The following is a 17,476-nucleotide window of genomic DNA, read 5'->3' on the forward strand; positions in this document are numbered from 1 at the left end:
GCCGGTTAACCGGATGTTAAGGGCATTGTTAACGTTTACTTTTCGTTGCTGTATTGGCGGAGCCACTGTTTTTCTTCGGAAGTGAGGCTGTTGTAGCCTTTTTCGGAGATCTTATCGAGCAGCTGGTCGAGCTTGGAGGCGTGGGAGGCGTCTGTCGCATTGCGGACCACGCGGAGTGGGGATTTTTTGGGTTTGAAGGTGCGGGTGGTGGTTTTGTTCCCGGTGAAGAGGCCGTTAATGCCATCGAAGAGCCGCATGAGCGGGGTGCAAAGGTCGGTGCCGGTGGATTTGAGGATGCGGACGTACCCGAACCCGAAGAGCGCGCCGCCGAAGTGGGCGAGGATGCCGCCCGCGTTGCCGTCGGGGATGGAGATCAGGTTGAGGACGAGCACGGCTATGGCGAGCCATTTCAGCCGGACATGCGCCACGAGGATGCTGATCTCCAGGTTGGGCATGAGGGTGGCGCTGGCGATGAGGAAGGCCATGGAAGCGGCGGAAGCACCGAGGAGGGAGCCGCCGAGGTAGGGTGTGGCGGGGAGGAGGTAATAGAACAGGATGTACAGCCCGGCGCCGAAGAGCCCTGCCATAAGGTACAGTGGCAGCACACGGCGGTTCCCCAGTTCGGCACGGAAGAAATTGCCGAACCAGAAGAAAGTCAGCATGTTAAAGAGGATATGCAGTACCTGGACGTGGAAGAACATGTAGGTTATGAGGCCCCAGGGCTTATAAAGAAGGACGTTGTCTACATGCAGTACGAGATTATCTACCAGGAATGCCCAGGCTTCTGCCGCGAAAGGGAGGCGCAGGGTGCCGAGGAGCCGCAGGATGCCCACTATCAGGAACACGGCTATGTTAATGATCATCAGATGGTTAACCGTATTGTCCTGCCTGAGCCAGTATTTAATGTCCGCTTTGAATGTAGTTCCGTTCATACCGGAAAATTAAGGAAAAAAATGCTCGCCGGCCTTTCCCACGGCCAATTTTCCAATTTCGCGCAGAAAACGGATAATCGGGATGGAAATACATAAATGCTTCATTATCAGTAACACTTTTTGCCAAATAAAGTTGTCTCCGAGGTAGATTTGTCGTATCTTTGCCCCCTTAAAACTTTATATTTTGGAAGAAAACAACATTATTAACGAACAAAACGCTGAACAACAGGCTCCTGTGGCTACGGCTGCGGCAGAAACAGCGACAAAAAATGCTCCTGTTGTAGAGACCGCTCACGATGATTTCGACTGGAGCGTAGACAAACGTAACGTAACTTCCTATTCCGCTGAAGAAAAAGCGAAATACGACGCTACTTACGACAGTACCTTCAAAGTGTTCGACGAGAACAGCCTCCTGATGGGTACTATCGTTGGTCTGACGAAGACCGACGTGGTGATCAACATCGGCTTCAAATCCGACGGCCTGATCTCCTTCAACGAATTCCGCGACCTGCCCGGCCTCAAAATCGGCGACGAAGTGGAAGTACTGGTAGTTGAGAAAGAAGACCGCGACGGCAACCTGCACCTGAGCCGCAAACAGGCTCGTATGCAACGTGCATGGGAACGCATCGTGGAAGTTTACAAAACCGGCGAAGTGGTTACCGGTACCGTTACCAGCAAAACCAAAGGCGGCCTGATCGTGGACGTTTACGGTATGGAAACGTTCCTGCCTGGTTCTCAGATCGACGTGAAACCCGTTACCGATTACGACCAGTTCGTGGGCAAAACCATGGAATTCAAGGTGGTAAAAGTGAACGAGGCTATCCGCAACGCAGTAGTATCTCACAAAGCGCTCATCGAATCCGATATCGAGCAGCAGCGTGTGGATATCATCAGCAAACTGGAGAAAGGCCAGGTGCTGGAAGGTACCATCAAGAATATCACCGACTTCGGTGCGTTCATCGACCTGGGCGGTCTGGACGGCTTGCTGTATATCACCGATATCAGCTGGGGCCGTATCAGCCATCCGAGCGAAGTGCTGCAGATGGACCAGAAGATCAACGTGGTTGTTCTCGACTTCGACGACGAGAAGAAACGTATCTCCCTGGGTTACAAACAACTGACCCCCCATCCTTGGGATACCCTGCCCGCTACCATCTCCGAAGGAGCGAAAGTAAAAGGCAAGGTAGTGAACATCGAAGATTACGGCGCGTTCCTGGAAATCCTCCCCGGTGTGGAAGGCCTGGTGCACGTATCCGAGATCTCCTGGGCGTCTACCCCCATCAACGCGAAAGAATTCTTCAAATTGGGCGAAGAATACGAAGCAGTGGTGGTTACCCTCAGCAAAGACGAGCGTAAAATGTCGCTGTCTATCAAACAACTGACCGAAGATCCCTGGTCTACCATCGAAACCAAATTCCCGCTCGACAGCCGTCACAAAGGCATCGTGAAAAACATCACTCCCTACGGCGTGTTCGTTGAACTGGAAACCGGCATCGGCGGTATGATCCACATCTCTGACCTCAGCTGGATCAAACGCTTCAACCACCCCTCCGAGTACACGAAAGTGGGCAGCGAGATCGAAGTAGTGATCCTTGGTATCGACAAAGACAACCGCAAGCTCTCCCTCGGTCACAAACAGATCGAAGAAGATCCCTGGAACACCTTCGAAACTATCTTCCCCATCGGTTCCATCCATGAAGGTACCGTTGTGAAGAAAGACGACAAAGGCGCTACCGTGCAGCTGCAATACGGCCTGGAAGCTTACGCTCCCGCCCGTCACCTGCGCACCGAAGATGAAAAACCGATCGCTGTTGAAGACGTGAAAGAATTCCAGATCATCGAATTCGATCGCAACGAAAAACGCATCCTGGTTTCTCATACCAAGGTTTGGGAACAAGCGAAAGCCGACGAAAAAGATGCTGTCATCAAAGAAAAACGTGCTGACGCTGAGAAAACCCGCAAGACTGTGAAAAACATCCAGTCTAAGGTAGAAAAAGCCACCCTGGGCGACCTGGGCGCGCTGGCCGAACTCAGAGAAAAACTGAAACAATCCGAAGGCGGCGAAGAAAAGAAAGCCGAGTAGTAGTATTGTTTTCGTAAAATAAAAGATCCCTTCCCGGTCAAACGGGGAGGGATTTTTTTATGCGCACATCTTTCGATCCGACTTTGCGGGAACAGGCACACTGCGCTGGATTCGCTACAAGTGGAAGCCCTGGTTGTAAGCCCGTTTCCAATTTGGAATTGGGTTTTGACACATCTTTGAACCATCCTTTTGACGGAAAATATGCCCCGGAATTCCCCTGAAGTGGTATTTATTTCACGATTACCTTATTGCACAAATCAAGGGCCGTCAATTTTGAAATCGGCTGAAACCCTTTGCTATCAGGCAGTATAGCCTATCTATATCTACTATAACCAAAATTTATTAGGTTTTTCTTAACACATCTTTTACCTTCGCACCCTATATAGTCTATAAAAATAATAGGGTAAAACCATGTCACATTTGTACAAGCTTACCTTGCTTATGCTGCTAACTAGCCTGACTACTTTCGCACAAAGCAGGAAGATCACCGGAAAAGTCAGCTCCGGCGATGGCCAGCCGCTCCCCGGCGTTACCGTTTTCATCGCGGGCACTTCCACGGGAACGATTTCCTCGGCCGACGGGTCCTGGAGCCTCTCCATTCCCGATACCGCAACAGCCGTTTCCTTCCGCCTCATCGGCATGGAAACCCTCGTACTGCCCATTAACGGTCAAACGGAAATCAACGCCGTATTGCATTCGTCAGACAAGCAACTGCAGGAAGTAGTGGTAACGGCACTCGGCATCTCACGCGCCAAAAAAGCACTCGGGTACTCCGTTCAGGAAGTGAAAAGCGCGGAACTGCAAACCCGCCCCACCAACGCCATCGGCGCCCTTTCCGGTAAAGTGGCCGGCCTGCAGGTAATATCCGTAGGCGGCAACATGGGCGGCTCCAACCGTGTGCTTCTTCGCGGCATCAACTCCATCTCCGGCAACAACCAGCCCCTGTTCGTGATAGACGGTATCACCATCGATAACGCCGACATGAACACCCGCAGCACCGCACAGGGCTCCGCCGGTAAAGACGTGGGCAACACCATACAAGACCTGAACCCGGACGACATCGAGTCGGTCAACGTGCTGAAAGGCCCCGCCGCTGCGGCGCTCTACGGCACCCGCGCCGCCAACGGCGTAATCGTCATCACCACCAAAAAAGGGCGCGAAGGCAAAGGGCTCGATGTTACTATCAACTCCGGCCTCGAACTGGAAAGGGTTGTCCGCCTCCCCGAACGCCAGCATCTCTACGGCGGCGGTAAAGCCAACACTTTCCAGACCGCCACCATCAACGGCAAAACCTATAACCTCGTGGATTATGGCATGGACGAAAGCTGGGGCCCCAAACTCGACGGCACCCCCGTTCTCCACTGGTATAACCTCGACCCGGAATTTTCCGCCGATTACCTCAATCCCCAACCTTGGGTGTATCCCAAACATGACGCTACCGACTTCTTCCGCACCGGCATCGCCACCACCAATAACGTGGCCGTGAGCGGCGGGAACGACAAGCAGACCTTCCGTCTGTCGTACACCAACAAGATCGTTCGCGGTACCGCACCTAATTCGAAATTGCACCGCAACACCCTGAATTTCTCCGGCTCCAACCGGTTCGGGAAATTCCTCGCCACAGGGAACTTCAATTACGTGAAGAACCAAAGCACCGGCAGGCCCTGGACCGGCGCCACCAACCGCGGCATCATGCTCGAAGCCTTCCAGTGGGGGCAGGTGCAGGTGGACTACGATAAACTCCGCGACTACAAACGCGCCGACGGTACGCCCCGCGCATGGAACCGCAACAGCTGGGAAAACACCGCCGCCGGGCGCGCCACCAAATATATCGACAACCCCTTCTGGTCGGCCTATGAAAGCTATCTCGAAGAAAACCGCGATCGCTTCTACGGAAACGTGGGCCTGAACTACGAAGTCAACAACTGGCTGCAACTCAGCTCCAAAATCAATGCGGACCTTTACGGATACGATTACCAGGACCGCATCGCCGTGTATTCCCGCTCGCAAAGCAACTACATCGAATACAACAATAAATTCAGCGAATTCAACTACGAATTCCTCGCCAACGCGAAGAAAAGCTGGAACGAATTCTCGCTCAGCGCGTTCGCCGGTGGTAATATCATGAACCAGAAACGGACGGTTTCCAATGCCGCCACGCAAGGCGGGCTCATCATCCCCCTGTATTACAACCTCAAAAACGCGAACAGCGTGCTCAACGAAAGCAACCGCTATCACAAAAGCATCTATTCGCTGTTCGGAAGCGTGTCGCTGGGGTATAAAAATATCCTGTTCCTCGATGGTACCATCCGGAACGACTGGAGCTCAACACTGCCGCTCGATAAGAATTCCTTCGCGTACCCTTCCGTTTCCTCCAGCTTTATCGTGAGCGAACTGAACGGTCTGAAGAACACCTCCTGGCTCGATCTGCTGAAGGTTCGCCTGAGCTGGGCGCAAGTGGGCAACGATACCGATCCGTATCAATTGCAGCAGGTGTATGAAGCGGTGCAGTCGTTCAACGGCAACCCGGGCTACAAACTCCCCGCCGTTTTGGCGAACAGTCGCCTGAAACCGGAGATCACTTCCTCGCTGGAAGCGGGCGTGAGCTTCAGGATCCTCAAAAACAGGCTGGGCCTCGACGTGACGGCATATACCAACGACAGTCGCAACCAGATCATCAATATCCCCACATCCACCGCTTTCGGCTACGACAGTAAGTTCATCAACGCCGGCAAGATCAATAACAAAGGGCTGGAAGTGACGCTGACAGGCGTTCCGGTTTCCACGAAGGATTTCAACTGGGACGTGAGCCTCAACTGGTCTGCCAACCGCAATAAAGTAGTGCAACTGACCGAAGGCGTGACCCGCTTCCCCATCAACGATGCCAACAGCCTCATCGCGCTGGTAGCGCAGGAAGGCGAATCGTTCGGGCAGCTGCGCGGATATGATTTCGTGTATGATGCGCAGGGCAACAAAGTGATCGGTGATAACGGATCGTACCTGCGCACGGAACAGATGCGGCCCCTCGGCAGCGTGCTCCCCAATTGGCAATTCGGTATCGGACAGCACTTTACCTACAAACGTTTCGATGCCGGTTTCCTGGTGGACGGGCGCGTGGGCGGCAAGGTGTTTTCGCAAACCTATAGCGTGGGCATGCAGACGGGCGTGCTGAAAGCGACCGCCGAAAACGGTATCCGTGAAAACGGCCTGGTGCTCGACGGCGTGAATGGAACAGTGGTGTTCAATGCAGACGGCAGCTATTCCGTTTCCAACACCAAACCCAACACCACCCGCATTTCCGCACAAACCTGGGGATTGGGCTTTTCCAACGGGCCTACCACACAAAGCATCTTCGACGCTACTTACGTGAAGCTCCGCGAGATCACGGCCGGTTATACCATTCCGTTCCGCAACAAAACGGTGCAGCAACTGCGCGTATCCGCCTACGGCCGCAACCTCTGGAACATCTACCAGGACAACCGCAGCGTAGACCCGGAACTGACGAGCAGCAGTGGCAACATCCAGGGCATCGAAGGCGGCAACATCCCCGTGCCGGCCACATTCGGCGTAAACGTACAGGTGAAATTCTGATAAACCGACATCAACATGAAACAACTCACTTTTCTGAAATATACATTCGCAGCCGTGGCCGGACTTTTACTGGCCGCCTGCAGCGACGATAAATTCCGGGATATCAATACCGATCCCAACCGTCCGGCAGATGTGCCGACCACGACCATTATTTCTACCGCGCAAAAGCAACTGGTAGACGGACTGCGGGGCTCGGCCGCCAATTTCCGCGGCAGCATGCTGTTTGCACAGTATTTTTCCCAGAACCAGTACACGAACGAATCGCGGTACGACATCGGGCGTACCAACGCCGACGCGGTGTGGGACAATACTTACAAAGCACTCAACAACCTGGAGCAGATCATCCGGCTCAACACCGATCCGCTGACCAAAGACAGGACCGCCGGCACGGTGGGGCCTAACGAAAACCAGATCGCCATCGCGCGGATCCTGAAATCGTTCGCTTTCCTGTCGCTCACCGACGTGTTCGGCGATATTCCCTACAGCTCGTACGGCAGTTCCGATCCCGATTTCCAGGCGTTGAAAATCAACCCTGAAATCCTGAAACCGAAATACGCTTCGCAGGAGAAAATCTATACGGATATCCTGAAAGAGTTGAAAGAAGCAGCGGCGCAACTGACCGCCGCCAATACCTTCCAGGCGTACGACGGCATTTACAAAGGCAACACCGCACAATGGAAGAAGTTCGCCAACTCGCTGCGCCTGCGCGTAGCCGTGCGCATCCAGGCGAAACTGCCGCAGGTGGCGGCTACGCATATCCAGGAAGCCATTGCCGGCGGACTTATCACCACGAACGCCGACAACGCCACCCTGAAATACGAGAACAAATCGCCGAACGAGGCGCCGCTGTTCCGTGCTACCGTCACCGAGAACCGCCGCGACTTTTCCGTTTCGCACATCCTGATAGACGTGCTGAAAGGGGAGAAGGGCCCCTTCACCACAGCGGACCCCCGCCTGGCCGTGTACGCCCGGGTAAACAACAGCGGCGTGTACCGTGGCCAGCCTTATGGCCTGATCCCCGCCGTGGCGAGCATCCTGAAAGCGGAAGACATCAGCCTGCCTGGAACGGTGGTGAACGCGGCAGATTATGCGGAAGTACTGATCGAAGCGGCGGAAGTGAATTTCCTTCTGAGCGAGGTGCATGGCTGGAACCAGGCGGAATACCTGGCCGGTGTACGCGCTTCCCTGGAGAAATGGGGCGTTGCGGGAACAGCGGCTACCAATTATGTGAACGCATTGCCCGCCGCCAGCGCCGCGAATGTGCTTTCGCAAAAATACCTCGCATTGTACATGCAGGGGATCGAGGCATGGTCGGAGATCCGTCGCACGGGGTACCCCGCCTGGCTGGTGAAGCCCGGAGACGTAGTTTGGCCGGGAGCGCCGAGCACCGAACCGGGTGCGGACAAATTTACGCCGCTCGTGGGAACGGGGATTCCGGCGCGCCTGTATTATCCGCAGAAGGAGCAGGCCGTGAACCTGGAGAACTATCGCGCCGCGATCCAATCGCAGGGCGGAGATAACCTGGCCACGAAGGTTTGGTGGAATAAATAAGACCAGCCATATATTTTTTAAGATGGAGGAAGGCGTCCCGGGAGGGATGCCTTTCTTTTTGTATTTTTCGGGGGATAGGATCCTTCTTTAGTCATGCTGGACTTTCTGGTTGAAATATTTATCCGGATGTTGGGAATGTATCTGCTGATCGTTCCCGGGAGTGCCTTGCGCTGGTGGTTTTCCGGGAGGGAACGGCCGTGGAAGGAATTCCTGGAGGATGATGACGTGTACAACTATCGCGCAGGGCTGCTGTTTTGGATAACGATAGCCGCTTTGATCGCCGGAAGTGTTTATTTAATGAAGTTTTGATATGGAATGGATAAAGGCTTTGATCTTTTTTGCAATTATAATCTGGTGGAGAAGGGAGGCCGTCGATTTGACGGGCGGAACCTTACGCTGGTTAATTGCCGGCAGGAAGCGGCGTTGGAAGGACTATCAGCATGAAGATGAACAGTTCGATAATTTCCGGGTGCTTGTTTTGTGCCTGTTGATATCCGCTGCCGTGATCGGATTCGGCTATTGGTGTTATGTCAATCTGTTGTAAATCAAAATATTACATATTTTATCCTATATCTACGCTAAGTTTGTTCCCCGTATTTTTCCCGATCGCGTAAATCAATTTCCCATTTCGTCAAGATTAGCCCCTCATCCTGTGCCACCTTTGCGACGGATTATCATACCGTTTTAAAGCCCGTTTTGTTCCCCCGCAACGGGCTTTTTCTGTTCAGCCGGTATGCGCATCAACATAAATATTTGCTTTATTAAACATAGACGATGAAACAATTACTGTACGTATTAACGCTGATCCTTGGATGCACTTTCGTGGCGCAAGCCGAAGACCAGGTGCCCGGGAACATCTTGGGTATCGTTCGCACGAACGACGGCCAGCCGGCTCCCATGGTAACGGTGTTGCTCAAAGGCAAGAACCGCGGCGACATGACCAACGAGAAAGGCGAATTCAACATACGCCGGGTACAACCCGGAACCTACACCCTCCAGGTTTCCCTCGTAGGGTTCGAAACGGCCGAACAAACCGTGACCGTAGAAGCCAATCAAACGGCTGAAGTCAACATCAATCTGCAGCTGAACAACACCCAGCTGAACGAAGTGATCGTAAAAGGAACACAGCTGAAAGGCAAACGCGAAAGCGACCACATCGCCCGCCTGCCCATCAAAAACCTGGAAAATCCGCAGGTCTATAACACCATCGGGCAGGAAGTGCTGAAAGAACAGGTGGTCGTTTCCTTCGACGATGCCATGCGCAACGCACCAGGCGTGAACAAAATGTGGTCGTCTACCGGCCGCCCCAACGACGGCGCCAGCTATTTCTCCATGCGCGGCTTCGCCGTTCAGCCGTCTATGATCAACGGCATTGCCGGTCTCACCAATGGCAGCATCGACCCCGCCAACGTGGAACATATCGAAACCATCAAAGGCCCTTCCGGAACGCTTTTCGGCAGCAGCCTCGTTTCCTTCGGCGGGCTTATCAATATCGTAACCAAGAAACCATACGATCATTTCGGCGGCGAACTGTCTTACACCGGCGGCGGCTTCGGGCTTACCCGCATCACGGCCGACGTGAACGCGCCCCTGAACGCCGACAAATCCGCATTGCTGCGCGTGAATGCCGCGTACCATAACGAAAATTCCTTCCAGGACGCAGGGTTCCGCAAATCGTTTTTCGTGGCGCCCAGCTTCTCCTACCAGGTGAACGACCGGCTGTCGTTCAACGTGAATGCCGAGTTTTACAATGGCGAAGGCACCAATCCGCTCATGGTATTCCTCAACCGCAGCCGCCAACTGAAAGCCCGCACGCCGAAAGAACTGGGGATGGATTTCGACCGTTCCTATACCAGCAACGACGTGACCAACCGCACGCCTACCGTGAACCTCTACGGACAAATGAATTATAAACTGTCCGACAAATGGACGTCTCAAACTAACCTGTCGCGCAGCAACCGCAAAAGCGACGGTTACTATCAATACGTGATGTTCCTGGATGCGCCGTACAACCCGCTTCCAGCAGGACAAACCGCCCAGCCGCAGGATTCCTTCATGACCCGCTACGCCTACACGCAAAATTCCTCGACGGTGGTGACTGGCATCCAGCAGAATTTCATCGGCGATTTCAAGCTCGGCTCCATGCGTAACCGCCTGGTGTTCGGCCTCGACTTCCTCGGCATGGAAACCACCAACAACAATTCGCCCTATGCCGTGTTCGACGTGGTAAGCGCCGTTAATCCGGCAGATCCGCGATATGGACAGCTCAATCGCCCCGCGATAGACGCGAAACTGGCCGGCCTCACAGCAGGCATGACCCGCAACCGTCTTACCAATTACACTTATAGCGCTTATGTTTCCGATGTGTTGAATGTTACCGACAAACTGCTCGCCATGGCCAGCGTTCGTGTGGATTATTTCGAGAACAAGGGAACGGAAGACTTCGTGAAAGGCACCAAAACCGGGAACTTCAACCAGACTTCCATTTCTCCGAAGTTCGGGCTCGTGTACCAGGTGGTGAAAAACAGGGTAGCGCTCTTCGCCAACTATATGAACGGGTTCAAGAACGTGGCGCCGGCTACGATGCCACTGCCCGAGCTGAACGGCAACTTCAAGCCGCAGCACGCCAATCAGTATGAAGGCGGTGTGAAAGTGGACCTGCTGAAAAATCGCTTGAACGCTTCCCTCAGCTACTACGACATCGAAGTAGACAATATGAACATGCAGGGCTCGATCGTAAAAGAAGGCGTGACCTATAATTATACTTACCAGGGCGGTACCCAGCGCAGCAAAGGCGTAGAGTTCGACCTGAACGCTTCTCCCGTGGAAGGTCTGAACATCATTGCCGGTTACGCTTACAACAACAGCAAAATGGTGAAAGCCGACAAATTCACGCTCGGCCGCAGGCCGGTGAGCGCGGGCCCGGAGCATTTCGCCAACCTGTGGGCTACCTACACGGTGCTCAGCGGTAAGCTGAACGGTTTCGGGATCGGTGCTGGTGGCAACTATGCCGGCGATAACGTGATCACCAACGATTCCCGTACCGGTACCTTCACGTTGCCTGCCTACACGGTGTTCAATGCTTCCGTGTTCTACAACGTAAAAGCATTCCGGCTTGCGCTGAAGATGGACAATATCGCCAACAAGGAATATTTTACCGGTTGGACGACCATCGAAAAACAAATGCCGCGCCGTGTTTCCGCGAACGTGACATTCAAGTTCTAAGATATTTTAGTGAAGGAAAGGGCGCCTCCGCAAGGGGCGCCTTTTTTGTTTTCAGGAAAATCCTATCTTTGCGCCTTCCGACGAAGTCGGCTGCTGACATCTCTGTAAGGGGCGGATGTTAACCCAAAGCCCTGAGAATTATCGCTTGTATTTACTGAAAATCAAGGAGTATGCAAACTATTGCATTCTATTGCGACGCACAGGGCATCGAGAAAAACGCCCTGGAGCAACTGCAATCGTATGCCGGCAAGCCGCACGTGGAAGAAATCTGCGCGTTTACCGACATACATTATTGTGCCGAGAAAGCCTTGCCTGTGGGCGTCGCTTTCCGGACGAAGGATTATTGTTATCCGCTGATCACGGGGAAAGACATCGGTTGCGGCGTCATGTACCTGGCGGTCAGCAAGGAAGACTGGTTGAAGCCGTTCGATAAGCAAGCCCATTATCCCGCGCTGTATCACGCCCATAAGGCGATGACGGACGATGGGTTGGGGGGCGGCAACCATTTTTTGTCGATCGAGGAAGACGACGCCAACGTTTACATTATTTGTCATACCGGTACCCGCGACCGCGGGATCGCGCTGTACCAGGAGTGCCTGGACCAGACGCGCCGTTTTTCACTGGAATATGGCAGTAGTGTGGATTTTGTGCATCGCGACTTTTTGGGCCCCGAATTTTACGGCACGTATGAACGGACGTTGCGATATGGTTACGAGCGGCGGAAGGATTTCTGCGTCAAGACGTTGTTGTTCCTGCAGCAGGCTAATTATGTGCGTAGCCGGAAGGCCGGGATCCGCCGCGATTATCTGCGGGAGCGGTTTTCGGGGTTGGAAGAAGTGGGCGCGTTGCACGGAACGGATTATGTGATGGGCGATTCCATCCATAATCATTTGCGGTTCATGGATGGAGGGATCGTTCACCGGAAGGGGAGCACGGAGTTGCGTGAGGGGAAAACGGCGGTGATCCCATTATCGATGGTGCGCGGGAGTTTGCTGGTGAAACCTGTTCGCGGAAGTGCGGGCGCGGCGCTGGATTCCTGTGCGCATGGAGCGGGGCGGCGGTTGTCGCGCTTCGATGCGATGAAGCATTGGCGGACGGTTTTGAAGGAAAAAGACCGGAAGGCTTACCGGGTGCGGTTTCCCGAGTTGCTCGACCGGAGCGGGGAATTCCCGTCAGGTTACCTGCAGGAGTTCGACTATGCTTATAAGGATGCGTCGGAGGTTTTTCGTTACCAGCCGCATTTGAGGCGGGTGACGCAGACGGTTCCGATCGTGACGATCAAGTATTCCGAAATCTGATCGGATAAACGATAAAAGGGAAGGCGGAATGCCTTCCCTTTTTGTTCATTTTTTTCATCAAACGGTATATAAACCACATTTTGAAAATGAACGGATCATTTTGCTGTATTGGGTTTCAGCAGAAATTTTTCGGTCCGTTTTTTCGTTACATTACCGCAAAACTGATCATCATGTTTGCAGAAAAAATTGAGGTCCCGGGATTGCGTCCGGGGCCGGCATTGAGGAAGCGGCGATTGACGAATTTGTTGTCGCGGATCAAGATAGGGATGTTTGGGGTGGAGAGTTTGCGGCCGGAGTTTGTGGAGGGGAAGGATGTTCGGGCGTTGAATACGCGGTTGGTGGAGGAGTTGATGCGGCGGATGTTTTCGCAGCGGTATGCGTTGATTGAGAAGGTGTATCAATCTGACAGGGATCCGCTGCGCTTTTTCCTGTTGTTGAAGGAAGATCGTCATGATGCATGGATTTGCGTACGATCCTTGTTGAGTGAATATGGGTTGCTGGATGTATCGGAGCGGTATCCTGTATGGTTTGATTACATCCCGGGCGACAGGAAGCAAAAATTCTTAACACTGCAAATGCCGGAATTTCAAATTATCCGAGATGAACAGACACATTCAACAGGCGAGGCACAATTTGCGGTTGCATGAAGAATTATGCGATCGCTATCCGGGTGAATTTTATGACTGGAAGGTTACGTTGTTGTTCTATTCGGCTTTACATTGGATTAGAGCGTTGGCGGTGTATCGAAAGATCCATATTGGCAATTCGCACTGGGAAATGGAGCGCAGCTGTAATCCCTGGCATAAAGGGCCTATGCCCATGTCAAGAAAAGCCTGGGAAGAATTTTGTGATTTAAAGCTTCGGTGTTATGAAGCACGGTATGCTGGATTTGAGGAGCAAAGCGCATTTGATGAAGCGTTTCTGCAGAAACATTGTTTGAGTATCCCGAGTATTGACTATCTCCGTAAGTACATCCAGGGGCGGGGTATCGATATCTGATACTTTCTGCCAATTTCAAAAAAGTTATTGGGATCAGTATTGTCATGACTTCTTTTCCGGATTTCCGGATGAAAGGAGAAGGATATTTCATGCCTGAATTGAAGGGCACCAATCGACCTGCTTAGCTTTATGCGTGGTGGCGTGGGGAGTGTGTGCGTTGGCGTTTCAATTGCCAGGATGTGTAGATATGATGCTGGTGTTCGGGTAAGGGGGTACTTTTTCCAATTTATGGATGAGTTCGGTGGATGGATATGTTTTGTTTGTAGCCTCGGGAAAAAGGCTTCTCCAGTTCCGCTTTGCCAAATGCGAGGAGGGATGGGCGTTGCATGTCTGCCGGAACCAAGCAGTTGTTGCATGTCAGCCAATATAAAATTAGAAGAATTACGCTCGCAGCCTCAGGACGAAAGCTTCTCCAGTTCCGCTTCGCCAAATGCGAGGAGGGATGGAAGCTGCATGTCTGCCAGTACGAAGCGGGGCTCCGTGCGCTTGTGGGCTTCGGGAACTACGACCACTTTCATGCGTGCGGCCTTCGCGGCAATCATGCCGGTAACCGAGTCTTCGAAGGCCAGGCAGTTGAGCGGGTGAGTGTTCAGTGCTTCCGCGCAGGCGAGATATACTGCGGGGTGCGGTTTGCCGTAGGGTTCGAATTCTGCGGAGGAGACGGCGTCGAAGTAAGGACGGATGTCGAGATGATCGAGCACCGATTGTATGAGGCGGCTGGGGGATGAGGAGGCCAGGCCAATGCGGTAATTCCGGGAACGAAAGAAGTCCAGGATGTAGCCGAGGCCTTCCATGGCTTGTCCGTTCCGGAGTATCTTGGCGGTCACGCTTTCGATGATCTCGTCGCTCACTTGCTCAGGGCTCTTTGTGTCCCACCCGAAGTAATTATGCCAGTAGCTCACCACTTCGCGGGTGCGAAGTCCGGTGGTGAGGTGCGTAAGTTCGGGGGAAAGGGAAACGCCTACAGTGGAGAATACCTCCCGCATCGCGATACCCCAGAGGGGCTCGGAGTCGATAAGCAGGCCGTCCATGTCAAAAATCGCCGTCTGGATCATACAAATGTGTCTTTTTGCGCCGCAAAGGTACGCGGTTTTCGGGGAAATAGGGAGGGATTGGATGAATTTCAAGACGTTGTGTGGCGCATGTGATTGATATTTAATTGGTTGGTGAGGATGTGCCTGGTTGGGGCGGATGCTGATATGGTGAAGCCCCTCCGCCCCCCAACCGATAAATAATAGTTATGGGCCATAACCATGGGTACACCACGCCCGGAAGCCGCCGATCGCCGCTATCCCGCCGTGGAAGGGTGCGACGCAACGGCTGCCTCACCGGAGAAATCCCGCCGGCCCACCCCCGTTTTAGAAAATTTCTAAAATCACCCTGCCTTTTTATGAAAAAAGTTTTGCGGTCTCCGGGTGGACGGCTACCTTTGTATTACTCTACAAAATCTATAGGAATATGGGTTATGAAATCAGGAAAAAGACGATGATGCACATGTGCGGCCGCTGTTGGGGTAACTCAACAGACTAGGGTGGAGGCGCTTACATAGGAACATCTGTTTACAGAATACTACAGGAGCCTCCCATGTTCAGGAGGCTTTTGCTTTTCAGGCGCTGCCACCACAATGTTATGAATACCATTTTATCACGAGCAACTCATTAATCATGCAAAGTTTCAGAACCGAACTGGAAAATCCGATCGTTGAAAAAGATATCATCGAACTGGAACAAAAGATCAGACTCTACCGCGAAGGCAAAATGTCGGACGATAAATTTCGCTCCCTCCGCCTCGCCCGTGGCGTCTACGGCCAGCGGCAACAAGGCGTGCAGATGGTCCGTATCAAACTCCCGTACGGCAAAATGACGCTCCGTCAATGGAAACGCATCTCCGATATCTCCGACGAATACTCCACCGGTAACCTGCACCTCACCACCCGGCAAGATATCCAGATACACTTCGTGTCGCTGGAACGTACCCCGGAACTCTGGGCCAAACTGGAACTCGACGATGTCACCATCCGCGAAGCCTGCGGCAACACCGTCCGCAACATCACGGCGTCTGACACCGCCGGCATCGACCCCAACGAGCCCTTCGATGTTACACCCTACGCAGACGCCGCGTTCCGCTACTTCCTCCGCAACCCCATCTGCCAGGAAATGGGCCGCAAATTTAAAATGGCGTTCTCCTCCAGCACAAAAGACACCGCCCTCACCTTCATGCACGACGTAGGCGTGATCCCGAAAATCCGCGTGGTAGACGGTAAGGAAGTCCGCGGGTTCAAAGTGCTCGTAGGCGGCGGCCTCGGCGCACAGCCCTACCTCGCCAAAACCACTTTCGAATTCCTGGAAGCCGATCAGCTCGTTCCATATATAGAAAGCCTCCTCCGCGTGTTCGACCGCCACGGCGAAAGATCTTCCCGCCACAAAGCCCGGCTCAAATTCCTCATCCAGAAAATCGGGATCGAAGAATTCGAACGCCTCGCCAAGGAAGAATACAAAGCCCTCAAGGTAAAGACTTACCCGATCGACCACGCCGCGTGGGCGGAAACAACACCTCCCGCGGCCAACCCCGCACTGCCCGCTTTCACCATCCGCGACCGTAAAGCTTTCGAAGCCTGGAAAAGGACCAACACCTTCGAACAGAAACAGGCAGGATTCTTTGGCGCCTACATCCGCGTTCCGCTGGGCAATATCAGCTCCACCACTTCCCGCTCCCTCATCGAAAAGCTGGAAGCCGTTGTGGCAGATGATGTCCGCGTAACCGTGAACCAGGGCCTCCTCCTGAAATACATCCGCCCCGAGCACCTGGAATACGTGTTCAGCGTACTCGAAGAACACGAGCTCCAGAAAGGTGGCTTCGACTCCGTGGCCGACATCACCGCCTGCCCCGGCACAGACACCTGCAACCTGGCCATCTCCAGCTCCACCGGCATCGCCGCAGCGCTGGAAGACGTCATCCGCGACGAATTCCCCGACCTTATCTATAACAACGATATCAAAATCAAGATCTCCGGTTGCATGAACTCCTGCGGCCAGCACGGTCTTGCCCATATCGGGTTCCATGGCTCCTCGCTCAAAAGCGGCGGGCGTGTGCTCCCCGCCCTCCAGGTGCTCCTCGGCGGCGGCGTGCTGAGCGATGGCGAAGGCCGTGTATCCGACAAGGTGCTGAAAGTGCCCAGCCGGAAAGGGCCCGATGTGCTGCGCGCCCTCCTGCATAACTACGAGGCCAACGCGCAGAAAGGCGAACTGTTCAACGACTATTACGATCGCAACGGCGAAAAATATTTCTACGAGCTCCTCAAACCCCTGGCCGATCTCACGGCGCTCAGCGACGGCGATTTCGTAGACTGGGGCCAGGCGGAAAACTACTCCACCGCCATCGGTGTGGGTGAATGCGCCGGCGTGATGATCGATCTCATCGCCACCCTGCTGTTCGAAGCCGAAGAAAAACTGGACTGGGCTACGCAGTCGTTCGCCAACAACGCCTGGGCCGACGGGATTTACCATTCCTACGCCTGCCTCATCCAGACGGCCAAGAGCATCCTGCTCGACGAGAACGTGAACTGCAACACGCAGCACGGTATTATGAACGATTTCGACAAGCATTTCGTGGAAACGGGGAAATTCCCCGTGGAAGGGACATTCCGCGCGCTGGTACTTCAAATCAACCAGCACGAGCCTACAGAAAGCTTCGCCAAACAATATTTCCAACAGGCAAAAGCGTTTTTCGACCGTGCGCAGCAATACCGCGCTGCCCGCCAGTCGGCCGCCGCCAATGCTTAATCAGACCACCATTCA

11 protein-coding genes are annotated in these 17,476 nt (G+C 53.6%); 9 read left to right on the plus strand and 2 right to left on the minus strand.

The genetic code is table 11. The annotated features are described in order from the left end of the window. Window positions 1-35: 35 nt before the first annotated feature. Window positions 36-932 (minus strand): rhomboid family intramembrane serine protease, encoded by an 897-nt coding sequence (locus WJU22_RS10420; RefSeq protein ID WP_341843177.1) that lies wholly within the window; start codon window positions 930-932, stop codon window positions 36-38. Between the two features lie 184 nt (window positions 933-1,116). Here WJU22_RS10420 and rpsA point away from each other — a divergent pair, with 184 nt between their 5' ends. The 8 genes from rpsA to WJU22_RS10460 all read left to right on the plus strand — a co-directional run bounded on the left by rpsA (window position 1,117) and on the right by WJU22_RS10460 (window position 13,327). After that, on the plus strand, window positions 1,117-3,015 hold the full coding sequence (rpsA, locus tag WJU22_RS10425) for a 30S ribosomal protein S1 (RefSeq protein ID WP_341843178.1): 1,899 nt from the start codon (window positions 1,117-1,119) through the stop codon (window positions 3,013-3,015). A 441-nt stretch (window positions 3,016-3,456) separates the two neighbouring features. Then, entirely contained in the window at window positions 3,457-6,606 is a 3,150-nt protein-coding gene (locus WJU22_RS10430) for a SusC/RagA family TonB-linked outer membrane protein (RefSeq protein ID WP_341843179.1), read from the plus strand. Between the two features lie 15 nt (window positions 6,607-6,621). Further along, window positions 6,622-8,157, plus strand: a complete 1,536-nt coding sequence (locus WJU22_RS10435) for a SusD/RagB family nutrient-binding outer membrane lipoprotein (RefSeq protein ID WP_341843180.1) — start codon at window positions 6,622-6,624, stop codon at window positions 8,155-8,157. Window positions 8,158-8,250: 93 nt separating this feature from the next. Continuing rightward, the gene (locus tag WJU22_RS10440) at window positions 8,251-8,466 is read left to right on the plus strand and encodes a hypothetical protein (RefSeq protein WP_341843181.1); all 216 of its coding nucleotides are present in this window, start codon (window positions 8,251-8,253) and stop codon (window positions 8,464-8,466) included. Window position 8,467: 1 nt separating this feature from the next. Next, complete coding sequence (locus WJU22_RS10445) at window positions 8,468-8,701, plus strand: hypothetical protein (protein WP_341843182.1); 234 nt, start codon at window positions 8,468-8,470, stop codon at window positions 8,699-8,701. 230 nt (window positions 8,702-8,931) lie between these two features. After that, window positions 8,932-11,382: a TonB-dependent receptor gene (locus WJU22_RS10450; RefSeq protein WP_341843183.1), complete on the plus strand. Its 2,451-nt coding sequence runs from the start codon at window positions 8,932-8,934 to the stop codon at window positions 11,380-11,382. 170 nt (window positions 11,383-11,552) lie between these two features. Continuing rightward, a complete protein-coding gene (locus WJU22_RS10455) occupies window positions 11,553-12,680 on the plus strand; it encodes an RtcB family protein (RefSeq protein WP_341843184.1) in 1,128 nt (375 codons plus the stop codon). Between the two features lie 86 nt (window positions 12,681-12,766). Next, complete coding sequence (locus WJU22_RS10460; RefSeq protein ID WP_341843185.1) at window positions 12,767-13,327, plus strand: hypothetical protein; 561 nt, start codon at window positions 12,767-12,769, stop codon at window positions 13,325-13,327. Between the two features lie 747 nt (window positions 13,328-14,074). Here WJU22_RS10460 and hxpB read toward each other — a convergent pair. Next, a complete protein-coding gene (gene hxpB, locus WJU22_RS10465) occupies window positions 14,075-14,734 on the minus strand; it encodes a hexitol phosphatase HxpB (protein ID WP_341843186.1) in 660 nt (219 codons plus the stop codon). Between the two features lie 609 nt (window positions 14,735-15,343). Here hxpB and WJU22_RS10470 point away from each other — a divergent pair. After that, on the plus strand, window positions 15,344-17,461 hold the full coding sequence (locus WJU22_RS10470) for a nitrite reductase (protein WP_341843187.1): 2,118 nt from the start codon (window positions 15,344-15,346) through the stop codon (window positions 17,459-17,461). Window positions 17,462-17,476 lie beyond the last annotated feature (15 nt).

This window comes from Chitinophaga caseinilytica, from assembly GCF_038396765.1.
Taxonomy (GTDB): domain Bacteria; phylum Bacteroidota; class Bacteroidia; order Chitinophagales; family Chitinophagaceae; genus Chitinophaga; species Chitinophaga caseinilytica.

Coding starts and splice junctions, on each gene's coding strand:
- WJU22_RS10420 (WP_341843177.1), bottom strand. CDS start 932: ATGAACGGAACTACATTCAAAGCGGACATTAAATACTGGCTCAGGCAG.
- WJU22_RS10430 (WP_341843179.1), top strand. CDS start 3,457: ATGCTGCTAACTAGCCTGACTACTTTCGCACAAAGCAGGAAGATCACC.
- WJU22_RS10435 (WP_341843180.1), top strand. CDS start 6,622: ATGAAACAACTCACTTTTCTGAAATATACATTCGCAGCCGTGGCCGGA.
- WJU22_RS10440 (WP_341843181.1), top strand. CDS start 8,251: ATGCTGGACTTTCTGGTTGAAATATTTATCCGGATGTTGGGAATGTAT.
- WJU22_RS10445 (WP_341843182.1), top strand. CDS start 8,468: ATGGAATGGATAAAGGCTTTGATCTTTTTTGCAATTATAATCTGGTGG.
- WJU22_RS10450 (WP_341843183.1), top strand. CDS start 8,932: ATGAAACAATTACTGTACGTATTAACGCTGATCCTTGGATGCACTTTC.
- WJU22_RS10455 (WP_341843184.1), top strand. CDS start 11,553: ATGCAAACTATTGCATTCTATTGCGACGCACAGGGCATCGAGAAAAAC.
- WJU22_RS10460 (WP_341843185.1), top strand. CDS start 12,767: ATGAACGGATCATTTTGCTGTATTGGGTTTCAGCAGAAATTTTTCGGT.
- hxpB (WP_341843186.1), bottom strand. CDS start 14,734: ATGATCCAGACGGCGATTTTTGACATGGACGGCCTGCTTATCGACTCC.
- WJU22_RS10470 (WP_341843187.1), top strand. CDS start 15,344: ATGCAAAGTTTCAGAACCGAACTGGAAAATCCGATCGTTGAAAAAGAT.